Here is a 21,058-nt window from a genome sequence, read left to right as displayed (position 1 = left end):
TTATTTTAGAGCGTAACGAGGTCTAATTTTCTGTAGAATATAGGCATCACTTAAATCATTGTAGAAACCAATCTGTCTAAGTTTCAGTTTGAAGGCTTCCACATTTTCCTTAAATGCAATATTGGTATGCAGGTCAGCATCTTTAAAGCGTTCCTCATTTTGACCATTAATTATCAAACCATATCTTTCCCGGAGTTTCTCCATTAGCTCTTCAATGGATAAGCTGCGCGTAATAAATCTATCATCCTCCCGATCCAAAACTTGAATTTGCACCAGCGTTTCCAAAAGTCGTGTTCCCAAAACAAATCTTCGTGGATGCTTCTTACTTCGGCCTTGAGCTAGAAAACCTCTTTCATTATTTTTCTGACAAAGCGAGTCAATAAAGGTTAAGTGATATTTATATTGATAGGGACCTTTTTCTTTTACTAAAATTTCGACATATTTGTCAAAATAGGTGTCTTCATATTTAACTTTTTCAAGAAGCAATTCTTTATCAGCCTCTTCTTCCTGCTGATTATAAATTATATTCCAAAATGCACTAAATAATGGCTCCTGTGCAGGTAAATCATTTTTCAATATTGAAAGAGCTTTTTCTACAGAAGATGAATCAGTTTTATCAAGATTTAGTTTGTTAATAATGGTACTTATTTTGAAACTTGCCTTTACATACTTATAAATAGAATTGTATGTTCTCTCTGCATCTGCAATTGCAATACCCGAAACCTTACTTTCAAAATCATCCGTAACGTCAAGGACAACAGCCCAATCATCTTTAATATCAGTCGTTCCTTCTTCAATCATTTTTGGCAACAAATAAATTAGCTTGTTGATATATAGCGCCAAATGAAACGATGTAATTGTTTTGAGGTAATCTATGAGTACTCCTCGCGGTATTTCATTTTTGTAAACAAGAAGTTTCCTGACATCCTCACAAAACATTTGATTTTGTTTTTTTAAAAGTGGTTTTATTTTATTCAGCGATGTCGAACTATCCATAAAACCAGGACGAACACTTTTTATCAAATGTAAAATCCCAACACTATCAACATCCAAACTATTTCCATTAAGCAATTGGTTTGCGACAGAATCATATCCTTCTGATAAGAAATTAATTAGACTCTCTTTAACTTTTGGATCGTGTCCAAGCATAAGATAAACCTGATCTGCAGAAAAATAATCTCTTGCTCTCGGTGCATTTCTAACCCTAAAACTTTGTAAATGAATTGGCTTCAAAGAGGATATTTCCTCTTTATCACTGTTTCCACGATTAACCAAATTAACAAGATTTGTCCGTAACCAAAGCTCAGCTGCTTCAGGATTATCTTTGAAACCTTGCAATTGACCATTTCCTTCAAGATGTGAAAAGATATTTTTGAGTTTATCCAACGTTATTGTAACATTCTCTCCTCTCCGATTTCTTTGAGACTGTCTAATTCCATTATGCTTGAGAAGCATAAACAGGTTTACGAAAGTATGGTCAATATTAATCTGTTTTGCATCGACAGTAAAAATCATTTCATTTCTGAAAACACTGTCTTCTTTCAATAGTTTTATCGGCATAATCAGTAAGTAAGTTTGTTAATGGCTATTCTGTTTGAGTCATCTTTCTTCACCGAGAAGAATTCTTTGTTATCCGGTGTTACCACAATTTCATTATAATTGAGGTTTTCCAGCAGGTTTTTAAATATCAGAAGCTCAATGAACTTTCCTTTCATATCATTTAAAGATGGACTGAATCCTTTGTGAATGAAATACAGCATCTCATAAAGATCAAGCGATATGGTTATTGCAATATGCTTGTGGATTCTGTTTCGGAAGGTTAAACTGTCGGCTTCATATTCTAAAAATCTTGTTAAGTGGTCCGTTTTATTTACAATCAGTTCAAAATCTGTAAGCGGAAACAGTTTGAAGGATTTTCCTTTATGATCTTTTACCTCTGTTGATGATATAACAAGATTAGATTTGTCCAGGGTTTTGTTATTACAGCCCTCATTTAGCGAAATGGCGCGAGAAACACTTTGCATAATGGATTCATCCAGTTTATCTGCCCGAAGAATATTTACAAATTCAAATACAGATTTGTAAGGGATTCTCAACAGATATGCAGGCTTGGTTATTTTGTGAACTTCGCCATCTTCATGCTGAACCTCTATTACTTCTGTAACTAAGTTGAAAAACTTGGCTTCAAAATATTGATGCCGGATAAAAGACTTATGCCTTTCCCGTATTTCTTGAATCAATTCAGGGGTTTGTTCATGTGCCGCAACAAAAGATTTATTGTCATTAAATACTTCCAATAAATTACCTTCTCTTTCCGCAAATTCAAGATAATCTTTCTCTTTATGTTGCGTAAAGAATAGTTCACGATCAAGGTTTGGAACAGCAACTTCCCCAATATCGGTTTCCTGAAGCAGTTTTACCAAGCGGTCATTACTCAGTTCATCTCCGAAATTCGGATTGGTAATATTAAAATAATAATGCTGCCAGTATTTAGAAGGATTCTCCTTTTTCAGATTTTCTAGTTTCTTGACATCTTCACAAGAATAATCTCTTGTAAGCAGATAAGCAATAAAAGACCGAAGGTCGCGCATTGTGATATGCAGTTCGCGCTTCAGACTTACGGTGCGCAACAGCCATTCCATTCTTGTAATAACTTCATTGCCTGATGCTGAATCGTTGAAACTTTCTACATTATATTTAATGAAGCAGTCTTTTGCCAATTCACAATTGTCGCAGTTTTTCCACAATTCTTTTTTCGTCAACTGCTTTATCTGCTGTTTGAACAAGCTTCCATCCTCACCGTTCTCAGCCACCACTGAACGAAGATTCAGATTGATAATCATCAAACCGTTTGGCAATTGGTAATGACCTTCTTTATTGAAATAATTATCAATTACATCTGCAAGGTTTTTATGCTTTTTAGACGTTTCAAAAAACTCCACCAAACGCCCCTCGTTTATGGCAATGATACGCCCTTCTTTGGCTTGGTCATAATTTTTAAGCCCTTCAAAAGGTTCAAAAAATTTCTCCAGAACATCGTTGTTCACATTATCATTTTGGTCTTGCGAACCATCATAGTTGCTTTCATACTGAACGCCATTTATTTTGAATCTTGCACCGTTCTGATGCTCAAAATATTCTACATCTTTCACGTGCGGACTTTTCTCAATCTTTTTGATAAATGCTGTTTTACCATCTCCTGCATTTCCGGTAATTATCAATAGTTTATAAGAGCCGTCCACAATTGTGGGAATCAGTTTCTTATCCAGTTTTGTTTCGGTGTAAGTCGCTTCATCCAGTTTTTTTTCAGTTGGGTTTGCACTTACCCTGGTTCCGAAATTCCCATATTTTGATTGACTGTAAAGTGAATTGATATAATCTACAATGTTCGCTCCTTCCACATCAATTTTATAAGCCTTAATCTTGTGGCGGTTCTCCTCAAAAAGTTTTGTCAGTGCCGTATGCACCCTTCCTATATTCCCTTCGGTAAATGTTTTTGCACCACCATTCCAGAAATTTTCATTGATGATATCTTCATTGTCCACACGAAAAATCAATCGCATCGGTTCATCCAACTTCAAATGAAAGGATTTGAATTTGGATCTGAATTCAGAAAGTAGATTATCAACCGATTCCGAAAGGTTGATATAAGTATTTTGTTTGTTATAGATTTTAAAACTATTAGAACCCTGTCTTATAATAACCTGTGTATGATACAAACGGTTTCTCGTTGAGATGCCATCATCTTCTGATGGTATTTCATCCAAATAATTATTCTCAATCTCTAACAATGCCTCCTGCATTTCCAATGCATTTTTGAACCGGAAGTCTTTATCGGTAGAAATCGCTTTCAAAAGAAAATCTGCAAATTCACGGGACAGTTTTGGCTCTATTTTTTTTGGATCGTTTGGCGCAATGCTTATTACCGGAGTTTTCTTCGTATGCCACGGATATTGCTTACACGCCAATTCATAAAGCGTTACTCCTAACGAAAAAATGTCGGCAGAATTATCCCAATGCACTTTCATATCTCCCTGAATTAAATCTGGTGCGAGATATGGATTGGTGCCCACAAAATCTTTGTTCTGAAGGTTGGATGATGCAACATTAAAATCAATCAGCACAAAGCGTTCTCCTTTATCCCAAATAATGTTCTGCGGTTTGATGTCGCGGTGCATTACAGGTTTTTCCTGTGCCTGCATTTCTACTAACGCCGCCAACATCTCTTTTGCCAACTGCACTACTTTGTGAATCGGCAATTTTGCATCGGTTTTGGTATAGTGGCTTAAATTCTCACCATCGAGAAACTCCATTACGGTGTAAAACTGTCCGGTATTGGCTTCGCCATTCCATTCAAATTTTACAATATTCGGATGGTGAAGATTTCTTAATGCTTCATATTCATCTTTAACAGAATTGAAATTCACACTCTCGTTAAAGAGCTTCATCGTGAAAAACTTATCCTGAATGCGGTGTTTCACCTTAAAAACCTTGGAATATCCGCCTTTACCTAAAAGATTATGAATGATGTATGAATTATCAATGGTATCTCCCTCCTTCAATTCGTCGAAAGTGGTTGAGGAAACAGGCAACGGATTTGGCTTGGGTTCCGGCGCAGTATCTGACTTGCTTTCAAGTGCCGAACTGATGAGTTCCTGTAGTTCTTCTACCGTCTGCAAACGTTGTTGGTCGTCGGTAAGAATCGTTTTGCGGCAAACTTCATCCAACCATAATGGAAGATTTGGGTTTATTTTGGAGGGTAAAAGATTTTCAGAGAGTTTACCTCCCATTTTATCTAAAGCATAGGGCGAAGGAAAAGGTTCTTTTTCTGTAAACAACCAGTAAATTAATACGCCAAGCGAATAAATATCGGATGAAGCATTGGCATCATTTACTGTTAATTCCAGCGGATGATAGGCTGTCGCATTGGTTTGATTAATGGTAGGCATTACGGTATAGCCCTCTTCGTTATGATCGAGGAAATAAGATTTACCGAAATTCCCCAAATAGGCGTAACCACTTGCCAGATACACATTTTCTGGATTGATATCGCGGTGGAAAATCCCTTTCATATGGGCTTCCTTTAGTGCCACCATTATATTTTCCACAATCTGAAGTTTTTCTTTGAAGGTAAAGGTTTTGTGCCTTGCTTCAGAACGCAGTGAATTTTCTTCTAGAAAATCTGAAACCTCGTAGAACAAATGGTTTTCGTTATCTACAATGAACTCCACATTCAAGATAAATGGTTTCCCTTTCAGGTTTTTCAGCGCATTGTATTGGTTTTTGATGCGGTCTTCGCGGTTTCTTAATTCTTCAGGCGACATTCCGGTTACCTGAAGCGCATATTCCTTAATGCGGCGGCGCACAGGTGTATTCCCTTCTTCTTTTACCAGATATTCGGTATAGTTGGTTTGTTGGTCCAGAATTTCTACAATTTCATAACCTTGAACTTCGCGTTTTTCTTCAGGGGATTTTTTATTTTGCTGTCCGGTAAGAAATTTCACAATCTCCTGCTGAATCTCCTCAATTGCATTTTCTTCTTTTCCTACATTTTCAGGATTTTTAATATAGTCTATCAACCTTTCATTCAGCATGAAGGTTAGTTTATAGGCCTCTGAAGAAATTATGGGACTATAGATATTGTCGTAGGAGAGTGTAAGCATATTCTGGATCCACGCTTTTGCCCAGGAAGGATTATTTTCCTTGAGTTTGGAAGCGAGAACTGCCGTTTTTTGTCGCCCGGTTTTCAGCGGGTTACTCATTTGTCGGTCATTAAGATACCAGTAATTGTCGTCGCCTTCTATACGGCCTTTCCAGTCTTTGTTTTCGATATTGTAAACGGCGTGCGGTGCTACCAAAATAATATCGTATTCCCAATACTGCGTGCGGAAATTTTTAGGATTGGTGGAAGCCAGTTCTACATTGGGAATCAGGTAGAAATTGTCGGGTAGATTGATTTCCAGAAAATCCAGAAGTTTTTTCTCGCCGGCGTTTACTACTTCTTCGAAATACGGGGGTTTTATGATTGTTGCCATTGGTCGATTTCTTTTTCTATCAGGTCGATTGCTTGGTTTTCAAGTTCAGTTGCGGTGTCATATTTCTCGATATATCTTGAAACTTTATCTACAATCAGTTCTTGTGTTGTTTTGTCAAGTATTGGTAAATTTATATTTCCAATTAAGTCTTCGTTCAAAGTAATTATTACAGAACCAAAAGAAGAAGATTCCATTGTTTTCAGTCCAAACTTTGTTTTTAGAAATGCAAAGACATAAAGTGGCGAAATTTCTTTTTCATTCACAACCAATCTTAAAGCGTGTTCAGAAATTACTGTTCCTTCTAAATCTTTTCCAACAATTACTGTATTGCCTACAGTGCCTGAACGAGAAATAAGAATATCGTGTAGACCGACTTTCATTTGTTCTAAACCTTGTGTTGAAGCACTAATCTTCTTGCTTGTTCTCTTTGGATTAAAAAGCATCATATCTGAAGATGAAAGAAACGGAACGCCATTTTCAACATAATTTCTCTTTCCTCTTCCTCCGACAAATATTTTAGAAGCAATTGAAGATAACTTTCTGTATTGCAATTGTTGTTTCATTTCATCTTCAAGTGCATTCCAACCCAATTGGTATTGACTGTCAAATCTTTTTTGAAATCCATAAATTTTACTTGAAGATACTTTTCCAACCTGAAACGAATGATTCACATTACTTTCCCCAATTTCACTTTCAAAAACTTCCACCGCCTCCTTCAACAATTTATTGGCCTCCACGCGGAGTTGGGCAGAATCTACAATCAGGTTGTGTACTCTTTGCTGAAATTCTTCGGGAAGAATAGGAATGGGTAGTTTTCTAAGTGTATTAGGTTCAATCCTTGGAACAACTGAACCATAGATAAATGATTGAATATAAGCATATGCGGTTTTTGATGATAAAAAAGCGTATAAATATCCATATAAAAGTTTATTATTATCGGAATCAATACGAATGATATCCTGAGAACCAATCACACCCTCTAAATCTTTAGTAATTAGTTTTATATTGCCGACGGTTCCTGCACAACTTACAAGAATTTGATTTTCTTTCAAAGACATATCATCTTGTCTTGGTGTATACTTCTTTGATATTATTTTTGCTACATCAAGAGGATTAGAATTCATCATATGCTGTGCTGATATATATGGTAAACCATACTCTGCATCATCCACAAAAACCCGCTTAAAGATTCCACCTGTGAAAACTTTATTAACAACTTCTCCTAAAGGCTTAAATTCCAACCCCTGCTTTATAGCTCTTTCAATTCTTCTTTTACCAAAATTCATATGAAAGTTGGGTTTAAGCATAAATGAATTTGTAGTGATAGAAGATGAATTAATTTTTGCTACTTGCATTATTAGTTTTTTTTAAATTTATAATATGCTTCGATAATCTTAGGTAAATCATCATCCAATAATTTCACCTTTTCTTTTCGAGATTTCACATAAGATTTCCCTTGTTCATTATAAGCCAAATATTTTTTCTCGCCTTCAAAAAGTATTTCGGCTCCATCTTCATCCCTTACATAAATAGGAACGCCACGGCGGTCTTTGCCCAGTTTTTCGGCAATGGCCATAAATACATCGTAATCTTCGCCGCCATCGTGCACCAGGTTTCTTTGGGTTTCGGTTTTCTTTTCCAAAAACAGCAACGATGCCTGCACACCAACCTGCGGCAGAAATGCTTCAACTGCTAAATCTATAGATGCCAAAATTTTAAACTTGTCCAAAATCCATTCGCGCACCGGCAAAGTATTGGGATTTCCTAAAATTCCGTCGGGCAATACAATCGCCATTTTGCCGCCTTCTTTCAGAAAATCGTAACAAGCCTCTATAAACAAAACCTCTGGAGCATCCGAATATTGGGACAGTTGGTAGCGCTGGGCAATTTCTCTGTCCACCTTTACTTTTGCACCAAACGGTGGATTGGTAAACACCATATCGAACTTTCCGCGAGCATCGGGCGTGTAATTGCTGGTGATGTCCTTCATTTCTTTCAGGCTTTTCTCTATCGCCTTTTTTATTTTTTCAATTTCCTGCGGATGTTCCCAGTTCGGATAAGCCAGCGAATTTACATGGAAAATATTGGCGTGTCCGTCACCTGCCATTACCATATTCATACGTGCCGCCTTCTTCAAATCGGGGTCAAAATCGAATCCGAAAATGCTGCGTTCGGCATATTTGCGTACACACTCGTTTACTTCATAAGAGTTGTATTTCTCGGTAATCAGCACTTCATCCAGTTCGGGATACATTCCTGCCGCAATTTTTCTACGCACATGGTCTAAAACCATCACCAAAAATCCTCCGGATCCGCAAGCCGGATCCAGAACTCGGGTATTTTCATCAGGGTTCAGCATTTCCACCATTGCACGAACAATATTTCTCGGCGTAAAAAACTGCCCTGCTTCCTGCTTCAAAGTGTTGCTTACAATAGTTTCATACGCCAGACCTTTTACATCTACCGTGGCATCAAGAAACGAATATTTTGCCAGTTCTCCTGCAATAAATGCCAAACCTTTGTCGGTAAGATCAATGGTTTCGTGTCCATCAAAAACCCCGGAAAAGACATCGTCTTCTTTCAGTTCGGCAAACAGCGATTTTATTCTATCAGCAACTGCTTTTCTACCTTCATTTGTGTTCTGTTCCTTTACGCCCACCCAAAATTTCTTGCGGTAAGAAATTCCTTTTTCATGGTCGGTAAATCTGCGTTTTTCATCATACAATTTACAGAAGATTAGATAGAGCAATTGCCAGAATGCATCTTTTTTGCGGCCTTCGTTGCCATAAATATAATCGTGAGAACGCTTGAACACTTTTATTAACGAATCGTTGGCAGGTTTACGGCTGTGTGAGCGTTCCGGTCTTTCCAAGTCATTAATGTTTTCACCAAAACCAGGAATATCGGAAAGATCACTGAAAATATAATCGAACCCGACTACATCATCTTCACGTTGCAGGTATTTGATATCGATTCCGTTGGTCCACAAACCGAATTCGCAATTATCTACTGCTGCCATTGCATTTTCCAAAGTCATTCGAACACCTTTCTTTTTGTCGTTTTCTTTGGTTTTATCGTCCTGCACTGCTGCAATGCGGATGATATTGCCCTGTTCGTGTTTTGTGTCTTTATCGAAAATCACCAGTTCTACCTTTTGCTTTTTCGATTTTCCACTGTCCGGATCTATGAACGTAATAATGAAATCCCGTTCCATATCCGAAAGGTCGAAACCATATTCCTCATTCAGCATTAGAATAGTGGACTGCAGGTTTTCCTCCTTGGCGCTTGTTTTTTTCGCTACACCGGTTAATACGCACAGAATCTGATTCTCTTCCAGAGCGATTTCTTCTGTATTTTCAGGTTTGTTGCTCATAATTAGCTTAGTTCTTCGTCGATGAGTGCAATGGCTTCTGCCACGTCATCAAACTTCAGGTTGTTATTTGTTTCTATAATTTGGTTGAAGAGTTTACTGGACTCTTCTATTTTCAAGTCTTCTTCTAAAAGTGATTTAACTTTAGCTTTTACCGGGGGGCTATTGCTGAGCATTTCATTCAACTTAATTCCGAGAATGATTGCACCCGCTCTCAGTTCGGTAAAATCTTCTAAGTCGTAAACTTTGTTATAAGGCTCAGTATAGGATATGTCTCGGTTGATGTGCAAATAATTATTTAAAATAAACCCTAAATCTTCCGCATCTTTTGAGGTTTTACGAAAACGGTCTTTCCAGGCAAATAATTTCAGCAGAAAAACACCTTCCAATGATACGATATCAAAATGTAGTTCATTGTCGAGATTGATGGAAATCAGGTTTTGCTCAGCTTCTTCAAAACCAATTACAGACATTGCAAATGATTCATCAGGTGGCCAGTAGATTTTATCGTCTTGGTCTTTAATGCTGCCATAAGGCACAATATCTACCTGAAATTTCTCCCGAAACAGAAACCGTTGCTGTTGATTTGGATCTTTTGTGAAATTCGACAGAGACAAAATATCTACAGAAATATTCTTAAAATCATCCCAATGACTGATGGCAATCGCCAAATCCAAATCCATCGTAACCCGGCTTGATTTTTCATTATGCAGATCGAGAATAATATCTCTTGCAACCGCACCAATAATATAGAATTTAATCCCACGTTTTTCAAAAACAGGAATCAAGTCCTCGAGCACCGGTTTCAGTAACGGATGCTCGATATTTTTACTTTCAATCTTATAATCCATTCTCCAAAATCATTTTTGCGGCTTCGATATTTCTGCTACTGTTGGTTCCCATTAAATCCGCATAAACAACTAAAGGCGGTGCAGTATTGGGATATTTCAGTTGAAGGCCTTCGGTCCAGAAAGTGTTGTAAACTTCTATGTTACCGTTGGCATCGGGAATCATTTTAAGTTCCTTTACCAATGTTGAAAGTTCGCCATCGTAATAAATGGTGTGATTGGAAGATTTAAGATAGTTGGTAATGCTACCAGCAGCAGATTCCCCACCCCAGAAAAAGCCAAGCCTTTCAATATCGGAAGAATTCAAATCAAAATTTTTGTTTGCCAATCTGTATTTCTTACGCAAAACACGGGGTTTAAGGATTTCATTATAGGCAATTACCCAACGCTCCAAGAGCGTATCGATATTTTTGAGGACTCTTTTTCTTTTGATTTTCAGAATAAAACCGCCGTCTTCAAGTTCCTGAAAAATATTGCTTACTGAACCTAAAGAAATTTTAGTTTTTTCTGCCAAAGCACGATAAGATAATTGCAGACTTTCTTGGTCGGAAATGAGTAGTAACAAAAGTTTCAGTCCCACCTCCTGAAATGCACGGCTTTGATTTTTCTTTTCAGTAGTTTCCTTTTTCTTACCTTCAACTATTATAAAAAGATTATTGCTTTTAATAAAAGCATTGCCGGCAGAATCCAGATAATTGCTGTGTTGCTGCTGCAATCTATCTGCAACGTCCTTAGCCAAATAATCAGCAATAAGAATCCAGCTTTTGCTTTTATCATATTGACTTATCTGGTCGAGGATAATTCCAATATTAGAATTTCTTGCACTGGGCTTTGCCTCCACATAGAAAATTTCACCATTAATATCCAAGACTGCGTCATATTCCTTTCTTGAAGTTTCCACGCTGATTTTCAATCCGGTATATTCTTCTAGATTGGCAATTGCTTCGTAAATAAAGTCGGTATCTTTATACATTTTGTTCAATAAAATAATACGTTCAGTGACAATGAACGTTCAAATATATTGAACATTTTTGAAATGGACAAGGAATTTTAGATTAATTTGATGGAAATTGAAGAATTTCAAATCTCGGCTAGTTTTTGCTAGCAATATAAAAATGAAAATTCTTAATGAATCGCAGTTTCAAGAAAACCAACGAACGAGTAATAATCGATGTTAAATTTCAGGAAACTTAAATTACCAAAACATAAATTTTCCACTTCGTTTTTCATAAAGATATTTGTCGTTTTCAATCCCCATCCCTTTACGATACTGAACATCAAACAAATCACCCATTTCCGGAGTTGTTTCTAACAATTTCAAATGTTTTATTTTTTTGGAATTGATTTCTTTCGAAATAAAAGCACAACAAACTTCCAGTTCATCACTGCATATAAGCTTTCCATGTAAATTTTCTCTCATTAGTAGAAAATCAACTAAAATAACAAGGTCTTTCTTTTGTGCGATTAAGGTTAATAGAAATATTTCAAGGTCATCAAATTTGATTGCCCACGGAAATACTGAATCATCATCTATATCCAGCAACAATGACAAGTCACATTGCACTTGTCCAAATGAGTTTTTATTTACAATGATACTAAATGAAGTATATTGTTTCAATAACATCTCCTTTATTATCTATTATTTCCAAGATTTCTTTATTTTTCAAAGATAATTTCAACTCTCCTTGTTTATGTATAAACATAACCAATTGAATCGTCGAAATCCCTTTTTATTCTTATAAAATCTTTTTCTGGATTTCTAAATGGTTCTTTCATTTGAAAATCTTTTGACTCAATAATGAAAGCAAATTCTTTCCATAAAATAAGAATGTCCTGTTCACAATTATTAATAAAATAACTGGAGAAAATTATTTCCTCACCTTTAAAAAATTGTTTAAATAGGCGGATAATTTTAGTTTCTAATAAGCTTCCTTTCCTCTTTACGAATTTATCCGTTAACTTACTTGTGTTTTCCAATAAATTATCAATCGCATACAAAATCTGCTTGGGTTCAAAAGTTTGATATTTATTTTCTCCAATGTCAATAATGGGTTTATCAAACAATGGATTTCTGGAATTAGTTTCAGTATAATAAAGAAAATCTCTCTCTTCTCGTTTACAACTTAATAATTGTAAAATTTTTCCTAATTTTTCTTCTGTTAAATTTTCTGAACTAACTTCCTCAATTGAAAATCTTAAAACAATTCCCTTATCAGACATAAAATAACTCTTTGTCTCAAACTCCTTAGCAAATTCATTTATAAAATCAGGAACATTTTTACTTACACCCATCTTGATTTTTGTAAATTCTTTCCAATTTTCACATAATAATTCTGGATTTGTGGAATGCTCTCGGAATTTTTTTTGAATTAAGCTATCAATTCTATTATAGAATTCCAATAAATCAAGGGTACTAATACCAAGTTTTTCTTTAATATCTTTTTCTAAAGGAACAAATAATTCTGAAATCCCATTTATTAACTGTTCTTCATAATTTAAGTGACCTTGATTAAAATACATGAAGGAAAGAAGGCATTGCAACTTGCCTTTTATGAAGCCAATCATTTTGTCTATTTTTTCTTCAAATTCTGTGGAAAAGAATAACTTGTAATATTCATGTTCAATTTCGTTTAATAATGAGACAATTTTTTTTCACTTTTCTCCATCAAACATAATTTGACCTCCTTCACATTTCGGTGTAGACATTGCTAAACCTGCCAAATAATATAGCTGTCTTAACGGAGATGATAAAGTACCAAGTTGATCAAGTGATCTTTCTCTCCCCGAATGTATCGTAAACCACAAATCGCCTAGAAACCAATCTTCATTATACTCTGATACTATTTTTTTTAACTCTTTTGATTTTTTTCTAAATACATGATTTTCAACACTATTTATAGCAATATAAAAACAATAAACTCGAAATTATCAAATTCAACACGACATCATAAAAGATTTCAATTAATAATAAAGAATTAGAACATAAGTTCTCATTGACAATCCATTTTTATGGTAATCTAGTCCCAATGAGTTGTAAATTTAACAAATAATCACCAACAGTTTGCAAAGCAACTAACTCAATTGCGAACACAGTGCATTCGCAATTGGAAAAGTCCGGTAAAACTGTCGAAACAGTTCAATCTGCCTTATGGAAAATCAAACTGATCTTCATTGCAAATTCAATACTTCAAATAATCACCTACTCTCAAACCCCTTCTTAAACTTCATAAACTCTTTTCCTTCTTTCGGGTAAGCATCCATCAAATCTGTATTATATTGTAATTTTTCATAAGATTCCACATCATAAATTCCTTTGCCCTTATTCTCAAATTCTATTAATAATTCCTTCCTAATTTCCTCCTTAGTTTTCACGATTTCAGCATACCATTTTTGAGCAAAATATCCACTAACCCATAGTAATATTATAGATAAAATTAAACTCCCTATTCCTCCCAAAATAGAATATTTGAAAATACCAGATTTCATATTTACTTTTGATAAGTTTCTATTTAACAATATCAAGTCTTTTTCCAGCTTTTCAGGAATGTGAGCCTCAATACATTTGGGAATAGAATTAATAAATTGCTCTTGAGCTTTGAGTTCTTCTTTTGATGCTTTAATCTCAAAGGTTTTCGGAGTAGATTCTAGTATATGACTAGTTCTTCCAAGAACTTTTTGGGAATTTTCCAAAGTATAAGAAGCTCCTCTTAATGTACTTTCAGTTTCGCCCAATAAATTCAATAAATCCTCAAAAACCATTAATATTCCTGAGTTTTTCTCAATATTCTCTTCATTACTTTTAATAACTTTTTTAAGTAACTCTAAACCGTTATCTATTTCTTGATTTTCCATATTTAATAAAATTTTCTTCTGTAATGTTTTCTTAATTCCTTTTCGATTTCTGACTCTTTATTTACCCTAACTTTCTCAGTATTATTTTGCTCCAAAATTTCTTTTATATTTTTAATCTTTAATTTATTGGTAATTTCTGAAAGTTTATATCCAGATTTATATTCTCTCTTGGTTTCCGTGTTAATATCCGAATGTTTTGCAATCCGCATTCCCGAAATGCCTACTTTTATATTTTCCGACAGAATGATTTGATAACCTTTTTTATCCATCTCTTCAATCAATTCCCCAAAATTTGTAGCTACTTTCAGGGAATTTTGCAAACTTTCCAACATTTTTTCTTTCTTCTCTTTACTGATTTCAGTATCTGTTTTTAAATTCATTTCCCTACAAACTTCCCTCACAGCCTTACCAAAGTTCTCTCCAATTTTATGAGCTTTTATCGTATTGATACCTTTCGTATTGACCCTATTCACCACAAAATGAATATGCTTATGTTTGGTAGAATTATGAATATCTAGCCGAATCTGATTATCCTTTGTAACGCCCACTTTTTGCAAGGCTTTTAAGGTGAGTTTTACCAAAATTTCGTCAGAAATTTCATTTTCTTCACTCCTTTCTGGTGAAATATATCCTGTTAAAGCCCAATTCTTTACATTTTTGTTTCGGTTCGAAATGGCTTTCATTTCTCTGAACTGAAGTTCTGGATTGTCAGACAATAAATTATTAGAATACACCATCTGAGCTGTGCCTTTGTCATTACCATTATATTCTAAAGCAATTTTGGAAATTCTTCTGGTAGTAGCGGAATTATTCATCTCTGATTTTATCTTGATATAGATAATTGTAAATCAAATCAGTAGTATTTTTGATTTCCTGTAAAATCTCATTCTTATTTTCCAAATTTGAAAATTCACGATTTCGCAATAAATTGCTTATTCGCTTGAAATGATTTCCATATGATAAAAGAACTTCATCAGTTTTAAATTCATTGATTTTTAATTCTTTTTCGGTAAGAATCAATCGGACGTATTTTGATAATTTCAGATTCAGCCTTTGGGCGTTTTCGTTTACCTTTTGATATTCCTCTGGGGTGAGCCTTACAGAAATCAATTTTGAAAAAAGAGGTGTATTTTTCCTTGCCAGTCCTCCTTTTCTACCAATATCCCGAAAATGATTTTTCCTTTTTTCTTCTGCATTTTTTTGCTCTTGATGCTCGAAAATTTGGGTGACAAATTCTTTTAAAAAATCCTGTTTCATATCGCTAATTATTAGATTCTAGTTACTTACAATGTGTTTTCGACGATAGGAGAAAAACCAAAAAGACCCATCCTCTACATTAAAGCCCACGCTTTTTGTAAACAATGGGTACTTTTTGCACTCAAAAACAAGCAAAACTTTTCTGCATAGGTTGCAGAAAGAAAAGGATTAACTCGTTTTCAGCTCATCATCCGCAATTTTCACCTCTCATTATTCAATATTTTTTACTCTTTAAAATTGTTAAATGGAATGTTAGATTTTACTCGCTTATTTTCCGAGTTTTATCGTCTTTGTTTTTTGTTGAATTGTTGAGAAAAGAACGTAACTATCTTGTTGAGTGTTTTTTAAACGCTCAACATATCTTCAACAATTCAACAAAATGGATTTTTTTTATTCAACAAATGCTCAACAAAATTAAAGTTTTAAAAGTTTGTTGAGAACTTTGTTGATTTTGTATTTATTTGATTTTTATTTAATTAAAGCATCAATTCAACAAATCAACATATTTTTGAAGAATAAAATCTCTGGGAATGTTAAAATATCTTCCAACTGAACTACTCTGCATAAAATCACCTGAATAGTCAATATCGTGACGAATGTAAGCCAGCCCGTTTTTCTGCGGTTCCAATTTCCATTTTTCCTTCAAAATGGTTCGTACATCATTGCGAGAAAAATTCAGTTGCCGAAACATTTTCGTAAGCATATTCAAAATATCTTGCGGAACTACGCTGATTTCCTGCACTTCATTGGCTTCAAAAAATTCATAAAAGAGTTCGACCATTTTTGCCTCCAGCTTGTTTGAGTTTTTGAAGACCAATTTTTGTAGGGCTTTGGTTTTCAAATCTTCAGGGGTAAATCACATTCGGCTTTTCTTTTCAGAGTGAAATTTTCTATCAATCAAATATTTAAGAAAAGAAGGTATTTCACTTTTTAGGTTTTCTAAAAAATCGATATTTTCATATCGTATTGAATTGATTTTCAGTACCCAAAATCGGATTTCATTTTCATCAATTTGAATGAAATTTTCTTCATTATTAGAACACAAAATAAACTTGCCGAAAAAATCAATTTCCTCTCGGTCTTTGCCTTTGTTCTCTAATTTATCTTTATTCGTAGTAGAAAGATATTTGAGCCGTTCGGTGATTTCTTTTCGGTCAAAAAAAACTTCATCAATCGCAATCAAAAGCATTGAAGCCCAATCGGAATTAAACTGACTACCAAAAGCATCGCCTTTGATGTAAGTCATATTTAACCCAAAAATTTCTTTGAGCCATTTGAGAAAAGTGGTTTTTCCTGTGGCTCTTTCTTTACTAACAAGACACAAAATAGGAAGAATTTGGGTAGGTTGTTCCAGTAAAATTTTCAGATAATCAAGCCCTAAATCTACTTGACTACCGAAAATATGTTGCAGAAAAGAAATAGAAAACGGAATTTCATCCACCGAAACTCTAGAAACACTGGGCTGATGTGGAATCTCATTATAAATATTGTAGAAATTATCAATCGTCTTTTGATATTTCAAATGATTCGGAATACAACAAAAGCCATCGTATTTAGGAATATCGTAAATGAATTTTCTGCCGTGGTCTTGGATAATGGTTTCTCTGCTCCACTTGCTCAGTGTAGCTACCTTATCTCCAGAAATCTGAGGGCGTTCTATTAACTTATAATATGTGGTGCCGACGCGGATGTAGGGGAAGTTACTATTTTTCATACCGAATATTTTTACTTTTGGATGAATATTCAATCGCCTCTGTCTCTATATCTTCTAATGATTTATGCTTATTTCTAAGTAGCCACTCATCTATTTCTTTCCTTGAGAAAAATAATTTTTTGCCATTAGGTTTAGAATACGGAATACTTCCAGTATGTACTAACTTATAAATGTACGACTGTCTGAATCCAGTATATTCTGCGAGTTCCTCTACTGTAAGAATTTCTTTCAGTCCGAATATATATTTCTCTATTCGATTGAGTTTATTAATGATGATTTCATTTTCCATTGTTTTTATTTTTTTTGCTTTTCTGATGCAAAGGAAAACAATGGAAAATGAAAAAAAAATACTCTAATTACTCTGTTAATTAACTCTAAAAGGTTTTTAGACTATTTTTTTTGACTATTTAGGACGAAATTAGTGTATGCACTGTTCAAATTTTCAGCCGAAATATCTATAATTTGCCCATTTTCAAACTTTGCAAAATGACTTGCAATCCAATCCATCAACATTTTTCTTCTCTTTTTGACAAGTTTTTCTTCTCCATCCTCAATAATCAAATGGACTAAAGAAAATATTCCTGTGTAAGTAACAACTCCTTTTCCTGAAGTGCCTATCCAGTTGATTTTATTACTTATTTCATCTGCAAAACTTTCTGATAACATTTTTTTTAAATCGTCAAAAGAATGCTCAAGGATATTAGATTTATTCATTTCAAAGATTTTGTTAATTTCTTCTTTTGAAAGTTTTTTGAATCTGATTTCATCTGAAATTAAATTCTTAATACTTGGTAACAAAGATAATTCAAACTCTTTCTTCCAAATCCTATTTCCAAGAATGTGCATTCCAGAGAATAAGTAACCCATTATCATATAACAATTTATTATATTTAGAATGTGTTTTATTTCAATTCTAAAATTAAATAGCACTAAGAAAAGAAAGATAAAATACACAATATAGAAAAAAATTCTGGGTCTTTGTACCTTTTTGTCCCACCAATCATTATTTAAACAAAAAAAATAATATAAAATCCATTTTCCATTCGTTACTAAAAATGGGAATAGGATATAGAACATAATAATTGTTGCAAATGCCCAAAATGTTGCTTTTCTATATTCTTCCAAAACCAAAAAGATTAAATAGGTTGAAACTCCTGATAGTACTAAAATGGGTAGTAAAATGTAAACGTCTCGAACCTCTGACCAAACTAATGTATTAATATCTGACAACCGAAGCCCCGATAAACAAGAAAATAAAAATGCTCTTTTCAAAACTTCGTATTTACAATTCGTTTTTGCCAATCTTTGTAATTCATCAAAAGTTAAATATTCTCTTTGGCTTTCTGCTTGAGCAAATGATTTGACTTTTGAAGCATAATTGATTGAAAGATAACCCTCTTCAAAAGCTTTTCTTATACTTGCCTTGAATTTATTAAAATATGAATATTTAGAATTTTGAGAAAGAGGAAGATTACTTTTCGTAATGGCTTTATTATCAAAATAATTCCGTACTTTCTTCACGAAATTTTCATCAATTTCATCAAAAGTGAAATTAACTGGAACTATTTTCTTCAAATGTTGAAATGTGGAATATCAACAATTGTAATTATTAAGAGAATTCTTTTTCTGTTTTTCTTCTGCAAGTTCCGAAAAATAGTTGAGGAAAGTTCTCTTGGCTTTGGCTGTATTTTTGATATCATACTTGCCTTATAAATATTCTACTTTACGGATGGATAATATATTTTTGGCAAGCTCAAGAGTTTCCTTATTTTTCTGTTTCTCAATTTTATCTTTTGGATTGGATAGTAAATACAATTTGAGATACTCAAAATCCCAAAGATGAATTCTCTTACTATTATATTGAAGTTGTACAATTGTACACCTTTTGTACTACTTTTGAATTTGAGGTATACATCAGGTGCAACAAATGTACAAACAAAGTCATATATACGAAAATAAATTCAACATAATTTTCTGTAAATCAAATAAAATAAAACACAAGAAACAAAAGAAAAACAAATTTATTTCCCGATACAGAAATTCGCAAATATATTTCCGAGTACTTCGTCATTAGTCACTTCGCCGGAGATGGTACCAAGGTGATAGAGAGCCTCACGAATGTCAATAGCAAGGAGGTCGCCCGAAAGATTCATTTCCAAACCTTCCTGGACTTTTATAATCTCGGCAAGGGCATTAGAAAGCGCTTCGTAATGACGTGAATTACTAATAATTATATTATTCGCAAAGGACGTAAAACTTTCAGCGTACGTTGCAAGTTCTGACTTCAATATGTCAATATTTATATTCTCCTTAGCGGAAATTCCCAAAATGATATCTGTATATTTAGGGACAAGTTCCAACTTCAATTTTCGGTCGAAATCGCCAAATTCACCACCAGATACATCTACTTTGTTATGCAAAAGAATTATCTTTAAGTCGTCTCGATATACTTCTTTCACAAAATCAATAACTTCCTCAGGTTGATTATCCAATTCATCATAGAGGTATAATAAAACATTGGCTTGTGTAATCTTTTCTTTCGCTTTTTTAACACCAATCTCCTCTATTTTATCAGAAGTTTCACGAATTCCTGCTGTATCGATGAATCGGAAAGCTGTTCCGCCGATGTGTAACACTTCCTCGATGGTATCACGTGTTGTTCCCGCAATGTCCGAAACGATAGCTCGTTCTTCATTCAAAAGAACATTCAAAAGCGTTGATTTCCCAGCATTGGGTTTGCCTACAATCGCCACTGGAACTCCATTTTTGATGACATTTCCCGTTGCAAATGAGTCCATCAATTGTTTAATTGTAGTCTGAATTCTTGAAAGTAGTGAACGAAATTGGTTTCTGTCAGCAAATTCTACATCTTCTTCCGAAAAATCAAGTTCTAATTCAATCAAAGAAGCAAAATTCAGTAGTTCAGTACGTAGTTCCTCAATTTCAGAAGTAAAACCGCCTCGCATTTGTTTCATAGCGATGGTGTGAGCAGCTTCGCTGTCGGAAGCAATAAGGTCAGCGACAGCTTCAGCTTGTGACAAATCCATTTTTCCATTTAGAAATGCCCTCAAAGTAAATTCCCCTGCCTTTGCTAATCGACATCCTTTGGAAAGACAAACTTTTATCACTTGCTGAATGATATAACTACTTCCGTGACAAGAAAATTCTACAGTAGGTTCACCCGTATATGACTTATTTCCTTTAAAAATCGTTGCAAGACATTCATCTATTATCGTCTTATCATCAAAAAAATAGCCTAAATGTACAGTATGCGAATCAGAATTAGCTAAACTTCTTCCGTGATGTGCTTTAAATACACTATCAGCAATTGAAATGGCATCTTTTCCTGATATTCTGATGATAGCAATAGCTCCACTCCCCGAAGCTGTTGCTAATGCTATGATAGTTTCATTCATTTCTTTTTATTTTTTTATATTTATGGGTTTATTTCAGTTTAAATTCATCAAATATTATACTTTATAATAAATATAAATATTAATATTTTCATAGAATTTAAATATTACTACAATCAAATAAATTATCTTTAAATAATTTTTATTTCATTCAATTAAATAGATAATAATTCATTGTTTACATTAGATGTTCATACATATTATTAAACAAATTATAAAATTGAAATTATTTTAATCTATCAAATTAAATAAATTCATTTATTGAAACAAATATATTTCATCAAATTAAACTTATTTCACTCTATACTTTAGATTATACTATCAATTTTAAATTAAAATACTCAATGCAATAAGTTTAAATTATTGATATAAACTTATTGCATTGAGTAAAACAAATTTATTTATATGATTTCGATTTATCACATTGATTAAAACATAGTTATTCTGCTATTTTAAATTTATTACACTGAATGAAATAAATTATTTTTTTATACTAATATCAAAAAATTTAATTTATTATATATCTTATAAAGCATATTAATCAATTTCAAAAAAAGAATTAAATACTT

Annotated in this window: 13 protein-coding genes and 2 pseudogenes; all 15 read right to left on the bottom strand. The window is 33.8% G+C overall.

All coding sequences use genetic code 11. The annotated features are described in order from the left end of the window. The 15 genes and pseudogenes from mads7 to mnmE all read right to left on the bottom strand — a co-directional run bounded on the left by mads7 (window position 1) and on the right by mnmE (window position 20,492). On the bottom strand, window positions 1–1,560 hold the full coding sequence (gene mads7, locus CGC48_RS11530; protein ID WP_098029683.1) for a methylation-associated defense system protein MAD7: 1,560 nt from the start codon (window positions 1,558–1,560) through the stop codon (window positions 1–3). Between the two features lie 2 nt (window positions 1,561–1,562). Continuing rightward, on the bottom strand, window positions 1,563–6,035 hold the full coding sequence (mads6, locus tag CGC48_RS11525) for a methylation-associated defense system protein kinase MAD6 (protein ID WP_098029682.1): 4,473 nt from the start codon (window positions 6,033–6,035) through the stop codon (window positions 1,563–1,565). Then, entirely contained in the window at window positions 6,020–7,390 is a 1,371-nt protein-coding gene (gene mads5, locus CGC48_RS11520) for a methylation-associated defense system restriction endonuclease subunit S MAD5 (RefSeq protein WP_098029681.1), read from the bottom strand. Before mads5 ends, mads6 begins: the two co-directional genes overlap by 16 nt. Before the next feature lie 2 nt (window positions 7,391–7,392). After that, window positions 7,393–9,408, bottom strand: coding sequence for a methylation-associated defense system DNA methyltransferase MAD2 (gene mads2 / locus CGC48_RS11515; protein ID WP_098029680.1), 2,016 nt, complete (start codon window positions 9,406–9,408; stop codon window positions 7,393–7,395). Between the two features lie 2 nt (window positions 9,409–9,410). After that, window positions 9,411–10,205 carry a nucleotidyl transferase AbiEii/AbiGii toxin family protein gene (locus CGC48_RS11510; RefSeq protein ID WP_157909907.1) on the bottom strand — a complete coding sequence of 265 codons (795 nt, stop codon included), beginning with the start codon at window positions 10,203–10,205 and terminating at the stop codon, window positions 9,411–9,413. A gap of 40 nt (window positions 10,206–10,245) precedes the next feature. After that, window positions 10,246–11,226 carry a type IV toxin-antitoxin system AbiEi family antitoxin gene (locus CGC48_RS11505; protein ID WP_098029679.1) on the bottom strand — a complete coding sequence of 327 codons (981 nt, stop codon included), beginning with the start codon at window positions 11,224–11,226 and terminating at the stop codon, window positions 10,246–10,248. A gap of 222 nt (window positions 11,227–11,448) precedes the next feature. Further along, the gene (locus CGC48_RS11805; protein ID WP_198537140.1) at window positions 11,449–11,877 is read right to left on the bottom strand and encodes a hypothetical protein; all 429 of its coding nucleotides are present in this window, start codon (window positions 11,875–11,877) and stop codon (window positions 11,449–11,451) included. Between the two features lie 65 nt (window positions 11,878–11,942). Further along, on the bottom strand, window positions 11,943–12,818 hold the full coding sequence (locus CGC48_RS11800) for a hypothetical protein (protein ID WP_198537139.1): 876 nt from the start codon (window positions 12,816–12,818) through the stop codon (window positions 11,943–11,945). A gap of 630 nt (window positions 12,819–13,448) precedes the next feature. After that, on the bottom strand, window positions 13,449–14,105 hold the full coding sequence (locus CGC48_RS11495) for a hypothetical protein (RefSeq protein WP_098029678.1): 657 nt from the start codon (window positions 14,103–14,105) through the stop codon (window positions 13,449–13,451). Window positions 14,106–14,107: 2 nt separating this feature from the next. Beyond that, window positions 14,108–14,920 (bottom strand): relaxase/mobilization nuclease domain-containing protein, encoded by an 813-nt coding sequence (locus tag CGC48_RS11490; RefSeq protein WP_098029677.1) that lies wholly within the window; start codon window positions 14,918–14,920, stop codon window positions 14,108–14,110. Further along, a complete protein-coding gene (locus CGC48_RS11485) occupies window positions 14,913–15,362 on the bottom strand; it encodes a plasmid mobilization protein (protein ID WP_098029676.1) in 450 nt (149 codons plus the stop codon). Before CGC48_RS11485 ends, CGC48_RS11490 begins: the two co-directional genes overlap by 8 nt. Window positions 15,363–15,846: 484 nt before the next feature. After that, a pseudogene (locus CGC48_RS11475) lies at window positions 15,847–17,076 on the bottom strand (primase-helicase family protein). Further along, window positions 17,066–17,365, bottom strand: coding sequence for a helix-turn-helix transcriptional regulator (locus CGC48_RS11470; RefSeq protein WP_098029674.1), 300 nt, complete (start codon window positions 17,363–17,365; stop codon window positions 17,066–17,068). The pseudogene CGC48_RS11475 and the gene CGC48_RS11470 overlap by 11 nt, the downstream one beginning before the upstream one ends. Before the next feature lie 101 nt (window positions 17,366–17,466). Then, window positions 17,467–18,654, bottom strand: a pseudogene (locus CGC48_RS11885) (phage integrase SAM-like domain-containing protein); the annotation flags it as partial. Window positions 18,655–19,097: 443 nt separating this feature from the next. Then, window positions 19,098–20,492 carry a tRNA uridine-5-carboxymethylaminomethyl(34) synthesis GTPase MnmE gene (mnmE, locus tag CGC48_RS11460; protein ID WP_098029673.1) on the bottom strand — a complete coding sequence of 465 codons (1,395 nt, stop codon included), beginning with the start codon at window positions 20,490–20,492 and terminating at the stop codon, window positions 19,098–19,100. Window positions 20,493–21,058 lie beyond the last annotated feature (566 nt).

Origin of the sequence: Capnocytophaga cynodegmi (genome assembly GCF_002302475.1) — a bacterium.
Taxonomy (GTDB): Bacteria; Bacteroidota; Bacteroidia; order Flavobacteriales; family Flavobacteriaceae; genus Capnocytophaga; species Capnocytophaga cynodegmi.
Note: the sequence above shows the minus strand (reverse complement) of the source record. Positions and strands in the feature narration are given on the sequence as shown.

What these genes read in the sequence shown, in the direction of transcription:
- mads5 (WP_098029681.1), bottom strand. Translation starts at nt 7,390, where the DNA reads ATGCAAGTAGCAAAAATTAATTCATCTTCTATCACTACAAATTCATTT.
- CGC48_RS11805 (WP_198537140.1), bottom strand. Translation starts at nt 11,877, where the DNA reads ATGTTATTGAAACAATATACTTCATTTAGTATCATTGTAAATAAAAAC.
- mnmE (WP_098029673.1), bottom strand. Translation starts at nt 20,492, where the DNA reads ATGAATGAAACTATCATAGCATTAGCAACAGCTTCGGGGAGTGGAGCT.
- CGC48_RS11490 (WP_098029677.1), bottom strand. Translation starts at nt 14,920, where the DNA reads ATGAATAATTCCGCTACTACCAGAAGAATTTCCAAAATTGCTTTAGAA.
- CGC48_RS11800 (WP_198537139.1), bottom strand. Translation starts at nt 12,818, where the DNA reads ATGATTGGCTTCATAAAAGGCAAGTTGCAATGCCTTCTTTCCTTCATG.
- CGC48_RS11505 (WP_098029679.1), bottom strand. Translation starts at nt 11,226, where the DNA reads ATGTATAAAGATACCGACTTTATTTACGAAGCAATTGCCAATCTAGAA.
- mads7 (WP_098029683.1), bottom strand. Translation starts at nt 1,560, where the DNA reads ATGCCGATAAAACTATTGAAAGAAGACAGTGTTTTCAGAAATGAAATG.
- CGC48_RS11495 (WP_098029678.1), bottom strand. Translation starts at nt 14,105, where the DNA reads ATGGAAAATCAAGAAATAGATAACGGTTTAGAGTTACTTAAAAAAGTT.
- mads6 (WP_098029682.1), bottom strand. Translation starts at nt 6,035, where the DNA reads ATGGCAACAATCATAAAACCCCCGTATTTCGAAGAAGTAGTAAACGCC.
- CGC48_RS11485 (WP_098029676.1), bottom strand. Translation starts at nt 15,362, where the DNA reads ATGAAACAGGATTTTTTAAAAGAATTTGTCACCCAAATTTTCGAGCAT.
- CGC48_RS11470 (WP_098029674.1), bottom strand. Translation starts at nt 17,365, where the DNA reads ATGGAAAATGAAATCATCATTAATAAACTCAATCGAATAGAGAAATAT.
- mads2 (WP_098029680.1), bottom strand. Translation starts at nt 9,408, where the DNA reads ATGAGCAACAAACCTGAAAATACAGAAGAAATCGCTCTGGAAGAGAAT.